The organism is Vibrio qingdaonensis, assembly GCF_026191675.1.
In the GTDB taxonomy this organism is placed as follows: domain Bacteria; phylum Pseudomonadota; class Gammaproteobacteria; order Enterobacterales; family Vibrionaceae; genus Vibrio; species Vibrio qingdaonensis.
This window is the reverse complement of sequence record NZ_JAKRRY010000069.1, coordinates 1-8,504: the sequence shown is the minus strand read 5'-3', so window position 1 is coordinate 8,504 and position 8,504 is coordinate 1. Positions and strand designations below refer to the sequence as shown.

Here is an 8,504-nt window from a genome sequence, read left to right as displayed (position 1 = left end):
TACCAGAACAGTCAAAAGAGGTCAATAAACACAGTGCCATTGAAACACTGAATAACACGCCCCCGCAAAGCACCACGTATTTTAATAACAATGCCCTACCCCATGAGGATGTGCGATATCAAAATCAAAGTGGTGATTTTGACTACAAGATATTTAGAGAACACGTGAATAAGGCGCTCCCGAAATATACAGAAAGTCTTGCCACTCAGCTGTTGGGTGAGCCCAACAAGGGCTTTGTTGCGTAATTCGGACAGAAAACCAAATTGCCCGAAAATTGAGTAATTATTAAACAACACACTGAGTTTCAGGCATACCAAGCCCTGTAAGCTTGTTCAGCGCTTTAATCATGGCGTAAGTCTCACCAACTTGAGCGTTGTAGTTCCTCAGGCTTAATTTCCCACCTAACAACTGTTTCACTCGATACATTGCTGTCTCTGATAGCGAGCGCTTATGATAGCCATAACGCTTTTTCCACTTCTTGTTGGAGCCGTATAGCTTCTGACAACCTACTGCTAAATTGCGAGGATGTCCTTCCTCCCAGAAGGCTGCGCCTTCTCGTGGCGGGATAAGCGGAACCGCTCGCTTTATCCGTATGGCATCATGGCAATTCCTTGTGTCATAAGCGCCATCACCTGATATCTCAATGATTTTACGACGTGTCTGCTTGAGTAAGTTGGGGAGCACTTCGGCATCGGTTACGTTAGATAAGCTCAGCTCTGCTGCGACTATTTCGTGGGTGCTTGTATCTACTGCGATATGCAGCTTACGCCAAACCCTACGCTTCCCGTCGGTACCATGCTTCTTAACCTTCCATTCACCTTCGCCATAAACCTTGAGACCAGTGGCATCAATGGCGAGGTGTTGTATCGCACCTCTGTTTTTGGTTTTAAATGAAACCTCAACTTCCTTGGCTCGACGGCTTATACAGGTGTAGTGCGGACAAACTAGCGGGACGTTAGCAAGCTTAAATACGGAGTCTAGAAAACCTTGCAGCGCTCTCAATGGCATAGAGAAAACGCGCTTCACCATCAGTGCAGTAGTAATGGCTAGGTCGCTGAATCGGCGAGGTCTACCACGCTTGCCTTGTCTACTTTGCTTCCACTCGGCTATCGTTTCCTCATCAATCCAAAAGGTCAAAGAACCACGGTTGATTAAGGCTTTATTGTACTGCTTCCAGTTAGTTGTTTTGTAACGAGGTTTAGGCATGAGGTTACGACGATTGATGGGTGTAGCCGATCAGATCGTAGCTTTTTGATTTAGTTCCATCGATTTAAGCAACAAAGCCCCCAACAAGTCCAAATCCGACCGCGACTATTTAACCTTTGGGATAGGTAAATCCGCCATTAAGGTGACCTTAACTGGTGAGCATCGTGGTTATTTTAAAGACTACACAACAGGGGAAAAAGGTTCATTAATCAACCTCATAATGAGTCATAAAGATATCACTTACAAAGAAGCAATGAAAGAAGCTCATGATATGCTAAATGAACCGAATAAATATCAACTTGAGGAAAATCGACATCACGAAAAACTCATTAACACCACCCCAAGGCATATTTCTCAATTTGAACAAATAGCCAAAGAATATGTACAAACCAGTCAACCACTCACTGGGACACTAGTTGAAACTTATCTCAACAAACAAGGTATTACCCAACCACACAGTGAACACGTTCGGTTTCATCAATCGGTCTATTCATCCGAAGATAAACAGTTCCACCCTGCTATGATAACCAACATTCATAATAAAGAAGGAGAGACCAAAGCCATTGAACTGACCTATTTAGACTTTGAAGGAAATAAAGACAGCACGCTTGAAATCAACCCTCGAACATTAGGCACTAAATCAAAACAAATAACGAACTTTCATCAAGGTGAGAATTTAAATACCACGATCATTAGCACTTCCATTGAGAATTCCTTCGCCATTAAACAAGCTCAACAGGGGCACTATGATATTGTTAACGTCAATCATAAAAATGACATTCAGAATATCTCACCGGACGAACTTCGCCAACACGTTGTTATTGCATTGAGCCAAGGCAATACCGATTTGAACCCCAATAATATTGAAAAAATTATGGAGAACTTTGCAGGAAGAGAGGTTCAATTTGTTGCGCCCGATAATCTATTGGATGATATCAAAGCGTGCATAGATAAATATGAACGCCAAGAGCTTGATGATAAACAGGTATTCAATCAAGACACACCATCTAATGTAGAATTCAATAACAAAGAAGAGGCGATTATTTCACAGCATCACCAAGATCAGGACAGCAAAGCATTGGAGCAGTTCGAACCTAAAGAGCCATCGAAACAACAAGAAATGGACTTGGATAACAAACAACACGATCCAATGGAGAGAGAAATCGAGCGTGAATTAGAACGGTAGCCAAAATAAGAAGGATAGCCTTAACCGGCTATCCTTTTTTTTCGCCTGCAAGATAGGCATCCACTTTTTTATCAATGTCTGCTTTAATTTGTTGTCGCATGGGTTTGGATTCTTTTTGGTCTCGATATAATTTCTCGCCATCAAAGGTTTGCCCGTGAATAACATCATTAATGGCTGAACCACTTCGCACTGTACGGTAAATCTCCTCCATCAACTCTCGGTTCGAAGGTCGACTGTCGTCCTTATCATTAAGTTTGATGCGCAGCGCCAACACTAAAAGATCGCGAACCGCATCCGCATCGTTCATCTTGAATCGGCGTTGGAATTCCGAAAAATCCAGCTCTAATTGCCCCTTCACTCTCGCTTGTAATACTCGACTCATTGACTCAATCTCCTTCTTAACACTGTATTCATTCCGAATACATAACGATTACAACAACAATAGATCATTTTCTTAAACTACGCCAGATCTGTTGATATTAAAGGGCTAAATCCATTTGTAATACATAGTGTATTTAAACCGCATTAAACCTCTTGAAACCGCTGATAGATATAGGCTAAATCTAAATCGAATACAATTAAATACTTTTCAATGACAATTTTATCGGCTAATTAGTTGCGATTTTCAAAATTTTTAAAGCATGGTTTTTTGAGCGTTTGAATCTTGTAAGTAATTGGTTTTGATGGTTTTATATTTTTCACAGACAACCATTTAAATCGTTTACGATTTAGCGAGGTGTATGGGGAATTTTCAGAGAGCAACGACAGTTCAGTGAAACGTCAATCCGTTCGGTGTGTTTTCGGGTGTTTTGGTTAAGTCGGTATCGTAAAGCCAACTCGATGGCGATTGAATCGTTCAGCTCTGGACGCGTTCGCGAAAAAGTAGCGAGGGAAATCAGGAAGGATAAGTTGCACCATCATGGTGCAGATTAGTTTATTTAACGTGTTGCGAAAAATACACGTTTTGCACTTTTTGGATGTATATTTTTCTGGCGTTTTCGGTGCGTTTTGAAAACCCCGCATTATACGCACCAACACTATTCCAGTTATATCCATGACTAGCAAAGTTTGCGCTTAATACCCACGCGCCAAGAGACACATTGAAACAGGGATCGTAAATATTGGATTCATTCACGTTAAATTCTGCCAATCGAGAAAACCAACTTGAATTTATTTGCATGAGTCCAAAATCACGACTTTTCACATTTCCGTATTGATCGCGATTTTCATTATAGGCGTTAGGGTTGAGACTGCTTTCAACTTGCGCGATAGATCGAAGTAAATCCGGTGACACATTATAATAGGCTCCCGCTTCATCAAAACAAAAAGCCATACTAACACTGGGGAGTAAACCGCAAAGTAACGTTAATTTTCTCATAGGCATAAAAAATGGAGTCCTTGTTAGGACTCCATTTTATCACATCAATTCATATCATCAATATTCACTAGGAAGTAAGACGGTGGTTACGCTTCTATTCCACTCGGTGATTATCCAGATTTTTTCACCACAAAATTGATAACTTGACATAATGCGACCGTCTGATTTTGTTGACTCGTCATTTGTAACTTTATCTTCAATTGGCATGTCGCCCCAATCACCGCTTTGATGACGCATCAAATAAATATGCAGATTTGCACCAATATTGGTTTCCAATAAATTAGCAACGCCCTGAGTTATTACTGTTTTACCTAGTTCAAAAGGTACAGCGGTGCACACATAAGTTTGCGACTCGGTGTAATTTGGTGTAGTATCAACTTCGTTCATAATTAAGCAGTCCTAAAGGTTAGTTTATTGTTTGAATATGGGCATGCCTTGATATTTGTTCCAAGCGAATATCAAGGCGCTTTTCTTTGTCGCTCAATCGACGTCTTCGGTTTTACATATATGCAGATACACAGCTACTATTTCCTCTTTTGAAATCTCGTAACCGTCGAGCTTTTCGACACAATCAGTAACATCACCAGTATAAAAACATTCATGGTTAAAAAGCTCTCTGCGAATAATGGCGGCTTTGCCATTTTCCGCGATATCTTGAGCAATCCCCTCTTTTTGTATTTTGTCTAATCCAGCCATTACCTCTTGTGCGGTATCACATGGGCAAATTAAACCAGCAAAAAGATGGCAATATTCTATGCCTTCTTTTTTACTGTCTTCGAATTGCTCTTTAGAAAAAGCAAAAAATGCCCCCGTTTTATCATATAATTTGGTTTGTTTATCCTTGGTGTAATCAGATAGGTATTTCATATTTGCGCTTCCTTATCATGTGGTTAATGAATAAAAGAAAAGCCACCCATTAAAACGGGCAGCGGTCGAAAGAATAAATACGTTTATTGGATGTAGACACATCCAAAATAACAAAGGAGTCATTAAGCGTTCCGTTTTTAACATGAAGCTCAACACGCTTTTTCACTTCTGAAAAATTGGATGGATAGAATTTAAAATCCTTCATCACAAAACCAGATTGGGCGAGCTCTTGAGGGGTGATATTGCTGTCTTTAGCAATGGTAAATCCTGGCTCGGTTTGGATGCTTTCCCATATCTCGATAGCGTGACTTAACTCGGCAACACGCTGATAAAACGCGTCAATATCACTTGCGCTTAGCTCACTTAAATTTTCCTTTAGAAACGCCAGTTCCGCTTTGGCTTGCTCATAGTCACGCTCTGAATGCAGAACCAAGGAGATACCATCATCGGCAAATGTCATACCAGATTCAATGACAGCATTAACAAGTGCCCTTGCTTCTTTTGCATTTCCGCATTTGTGCAAAACAACCGATCCGGCTTGTTCTTCATTTACGCTCTTTTCCCATGCACAAACTCGCCAATTCGTTTTCTTATCATCTTCGTCAAAAGGATGACCGTCACAAGACACAAACACCTCAGTGTGTATAGAGACATCGAATTCTTTCACATTCCATTCAAAATTCGCTAACAAGGCACGAGAGCGAGAGATATCATTTTTAGGAGGGCTGGCGTGCCCCACGGCGAAACGTGGGTCGCTGTTTTGCAATGTAGAGAGAGTTGGGGTTGCGTTTGGCTGTGTCATAGGAGTTTCCTTCTGTTTGAGTATCACTTTCTGGAGCCGCTTGGCTGTCCAGTCCTTCTCCATGGTTCTCAGTGACAAGGGCGCGATAGCGTTCATATACCCTTGCCAATGGGGTTCTGGTGAAGGATGGTGAACAGCCTGCGAGTGCCAGACAGTGATGCGAGTAAAGGAAGCTCGACACAGACAAGCCAACCCCTTACTCGAACTTCATTGGAAAGCAGTGAAATGGCAAAGAGGAGGTCACGACGATGCGCAGTGGAGCGCGTCGCTTAAGACGCATAGCGCAACGAAGGCGTTTAGGATTGCAGCGATATCCTTTTAGATAGGGACTTGTAGAACATCACGCCCAGGGAAGGCACGATAGTGACTTTTCGGGGCATGAGGTTCTGAGTCCATAGCTGAAAGATACAAGCGGAAAGCCCTACCCGAAGGGTAACGCCCGTCTTGCTTATTATTTTCAATTAACGATCAAATCCAGTCGTTATAAAATGTCATCATCAAGTTTTTTACCTGACTAATTTGTGCCCTCACATCAACAAATCGCCACAGAACTCTTTAACCCACTGTTTTAAAAAATAATACAGGTGACTAAAATGAGCCATAAAAGGTAAAAGTTAGAGCACAAATACACCGTGGTGGTGAGTAGAGCAAATAGAAATGCTGGCAGGCATTTCCCCTCGAAGAGGGGAAATTAGAGATTATTTCAGGATTTGGAGAGCAAGACTGGCGATAACGCCAATCAGTGTCGTGATAAGTAGCCAGTTAAGGCGGTCGAACTTCTTGTCGAACTTGGCTTCAAGTTTCTCGAAGCGTTCATCGACTTTCTCGAAGCGTTCGTCAATCTTCTCGAAGCGTTTATCCATGCGAGCTTCCAACGCGTTCACCTCTTCACGGGTGGCATTGTGCTGCGCTTGGTCAAACAAGAGCTTGAGCAAGTCTTTTTGGGTGATGTCGCCAGAGTCATTTGAGTTCATGTTGTTATTCATTGTCGTTCTCCTTAATTGATTGTACCGTAATGTGTTGATTTTTTCATCTCTGTTTACACGGACGCGTCAAGGGGAAAAATCAGGTTCGTGCAACTGGCCTAGCGAGCCTGCGAGTGGGCAGTTGCAGGGTTCTTATTTTTTACCTAGCGTTAAGAGTGTGAACGAGTTGAAAAACAACCAAGGCAATTCAAAGGGGCATGATGATGGTTCACCATGCCCAGCAGACAGCGCCACCGAAGTGACGCTATCAACAGATTTAAAAGCCTTGAGGCATCCACTTAGCAAAATGCGTCTTTTGCACCTCTGTGAGCGATTCGTCACCACCATTGAGCCAAGTGTCTAACTGCGTAACCAAATCACCCTTCTTGAGCGACTGAGCGCTTTGCAGCCACGTGTCTGACATGACAGGACGAGCAATATCAATCAACGCGTCTTTATCGATGCGTTTCAAGAAACTGTCGGTATCTGGTCGCCAGTAGTCTGCACAGTCAATGGTTACTTTACTACGCACCTGCGTGGCGATATCAACAACATGGTAAGGGGCTTTAAACGCCATCGCCGACACAAACACCAGTAACGCTTCTTTGTCGTCAGCAGATAATTGACAAAAGGCTTCATAACGCTGCGCTGGGGTCTCTTCCTCCATCCAAGCAAGGGGTAACCCTTGTTTATGTGCATCAATGGCCTCAAGTGCCTTGTTACGCTCAAATTCACCTTGTTTGGGCTCTAGATGGGTGTCTTTCACGCTTACATCCATTGGTGTATCGCTATAGCGACCAAGAAGCACATTGATACACAGTGAATAGTAGAGCGCATCCAGCACAACCTGTGGGGTATTCAGCAGAGCCACTTTTGACAACACCAGTTGATGGGCCTTGAGATCTTCTTGCAGCGCATTGGAATAGTCTTTTGCTTCAATGGAGACGTCTTCACTCCCTACCCCGTCCCCGTTGCTACCTGCTTCGGTTTTCGCTTTGTTATCCTGTAACGCTTTAAGGGCTTTACGGTCAGCTTTTGCCACTAAGCCTTTGGTGACGTGAATTTGACCATCGTAACCTAATGATAAAATACACCCTGCCAACGCTTTTTCGGCTTTTTTGTAGTGGCCTTTGTTGGCGACCAACTCTTTGTAGCCTTTGGTTTCATCAAACGTGCGCTGTAAGATAACCTCCGTCCACTTCCACCCTTGCGCTGTTAGCTTTTCTGCTTCCACGTCCATTTTTTGAGTGGCAAGCGATTCCATCAAGGCGCGGTCTTCAAAGTACACCTTGTCGGAAAACAAATCCGACGTAACAGCCCCTCCAGCTTGTTCATACGCTTCTTGGCCAACAAACTTAACCAGTAGATGGGTAGACTCAATGGCGGTTTCTTTAAGCATGTTGCGGATTTGATTATCGTTGTACCAACGACTCTCTTTGACTTGCTCCCATACCTCTGCTTGACGCTCAGGACTGGCGATAGTGAACACCATCACTCTATCAAGTCCGACTTCGCCCTCACGATACGCATTGAGCACAGCAGGGATAACCGCCGCCAATTTCATACGCTGATGGATGTAGGTTTGCGTTTTACCAAAGTGCTGCGCTACGGCCTCAACCGTTGCGCCTTTCTCTATCATATCGCTGAATGCTTCAAATTCATCCGCAGGGTGCATGGCTGCACGAGATAGGTTTTCTGTAAGTGACAATTGTTGTGCGTAGTCCTTCGCTTCACTGTCTGTTAGTACCTTAACGGGCACAACATCATCAATACTTAACAGACCGTCTTTGACCAATTCATTGAGCTGCGTCAGACGGCGACCGCCAGCCACGACCCCATAGACTCCATTGTCTTCTGGTAAGCAAACTAGGTTTTGAATCAGGCCGTGAGCAGCAATAGAGGCTTTTAGCTCGGCATCTTGCTCTTTGGTGGTTTTGGTTTTACGAACATTGAGTTCAGATACAACCAGCACACGAATAGGTAATCGCTGTAAAGCGTTATCGCTTTGTGCAGTTGCCTGAGAGTCCAACGTCGATACGTTGGTCGTTGCTTGAACGTTAGAGCACGCTGGGAGTTGAGTGATGGTGTTCATAAGGTGGT

At 43.3% G+C, this 8,504-nt stretch carries 9 protein-coding genes and 1 pseudogene; 2 read left to right on the top strand and 8 right to left on the bottom strand.

The features are described from left to right. The coding region (locus MD535_RS24655) for a hypothetical protein (RefSeq protein WP_265677833.1) at positions 1-245 on the top strand (245 nt) is incomplete at its 5' end. A 40-nt stretch (positions 246-285) separates the two neighbouring features. Here MD535_RS24655 and MD535_RS24650 read toward each other — a convergent pair. Next, complete coding sequence (locus tag MD535_RS24650; protein ID WP_265677829.1) at positions 286-1,206, bottom strand: IS5 family transposase; 921 nt, start codon at positions 1,204-1,206, stop codon at positions 286-288. Positions 1,207-1,285: 79 nt separating this feature from the next. On the opposite strand from MD535_RS24650, the pseudogene MD535_RS24645 reads away from it, so the two are divergent. Further along, positions 1,286-2,392: pseudogene (locus tag MD535_RS24645) on the top strand (DUF7146 domain-containing protein); the annotation flags it as partial. A 28-nt stretch (positions 2,393-2,420) separates the two neighbouring features. Here MD535_RS24645 and MD535_RS24640 read toward each other — a convergent pair. From MD535_RS24640 to MD535_RS24610, 7 genes are all read right to left on the bottom strand, one after another. After that, positions 2,421-2,774 (bottom strand): hypothetical protein, encoded by a 354-nt coding sequence (locus MD535_RS24640; protein WP_265677827.1) that lies wholly within the window; start codon positions 2,772-2,774, stop codon positions 2,421-2,423. Between the two features lie 552 nt (positions 2,775-3,326). Further along, positions 3,327-3,770, bottom strand: a complete 444-nt coding sequence (locus MD535_RS24635; protein ID WP_265677834.1) for a lytic transglycosylase domain-containing protein — start codon at positions 3,768-3,770, stop codon at positions 3,327-3,329. 57 nt (positions 3,771-3,827) lie between these two features. Further along, a complete protein-coding gene (locus tag MD535_RS24630; protein ID WP_265677826.1) occupies positions 3,828-4,157 on the bottom strand; it encodes a type I restriction endonuclease subunit M in 330 nt (109 codons plus the stop codon). 93 nt (positions 4,158-4,250) lie between these two features. Continuing rightward, a complete protein-coding gene (locus MD535_RS24625; protein ID WP_265677825.1) occupies positions 4,251-4,637 on the bottom strand; it encodes a DUF7659 family protein in 387 nt (128 codons plus the stop codon). Positions 4,638-4,686: 49 nt separating this feature from the next. After that, complete coding sequence (locus tag MD535_RS24620) at positions 4,687-5,439, bottom strand: hypothetical protein (protein WP_265677823.1); 753 nt, start codon at positions 5,437-5,439, stop codon at positions 4,687-4,689. Positions 5,440-6,137: 698 nt separating this feature from the next. Continuing rightward, the gene (locus MD535_RS24615; protein WP_051867677.1) at positions 6,138-6,425 is read right to left on the bottom strand and encodes a hypothetical protein; all 288 of its coding nucleotides are present in this window, start codon (positions 6,423-6,425) and stop codon (positions 6,138-6,140) included. Positions 6,426-6,681: 256 nt separating this feature from the next. Continuing rightward, a partial coding sequence (locus MD535_RS24610; RefSeq protein ID WP_265677822.1) for a ParB/RepB/Spo0J family partition protein occupies positions 6,682-8,504 on the bottom strand: 1,823 nt, incomplete at its 5' end.

Coding starts and splice junctions, on each gene's coding strand:
- MD535_RS24650 (WP_265677829.1), bottom strand. CDS start 1,206: ATGCCTAAACCTCGTTACAAAACAACTAACTGGAAGCAGTACAATAAA.
- MD535_RS24640 (WP_265677827.1), bottom strand. CDS start 2,774: ATGAGTCGAGTATTACAAGCGAGAGTGAAGGGGCAATTAGAGCTGGAT.
- MD535_RS24635 (WP_265677834.1), bottom strand. CDS start 3,770: ATGAGAAAATTAACGTTACTTTGCGGTTTACTCCCCAGTGTTAGTATG.
- MD535_RS24630 (WP_265677826.1), bottom strand. CDS start 4,157: ATGAACGAAGTTGATACTACACCAAATTACACCGAGTCGCAAACTTAT.
- MD535_RS24625 (WP_265677825.1), bottom strand. CDS start 4,637: ATGAAATACCTATCTGATTACACCAAGGATAAACAAACCAAATTATAT.
- MD535_RS24620 (WP_265677823.1), bottom strand. CDS start 5,439: ATGACACAGCCAAACGCAACCCCAACTCTCTCTACATTGCAAAACAGC.
- MD535_RS24615 (WP_051867677.1), bottom strand. CDS start 6,425: ATGAATAACAACATGAACTCAAATGACTCTGGCGACATCACCCAAAAA.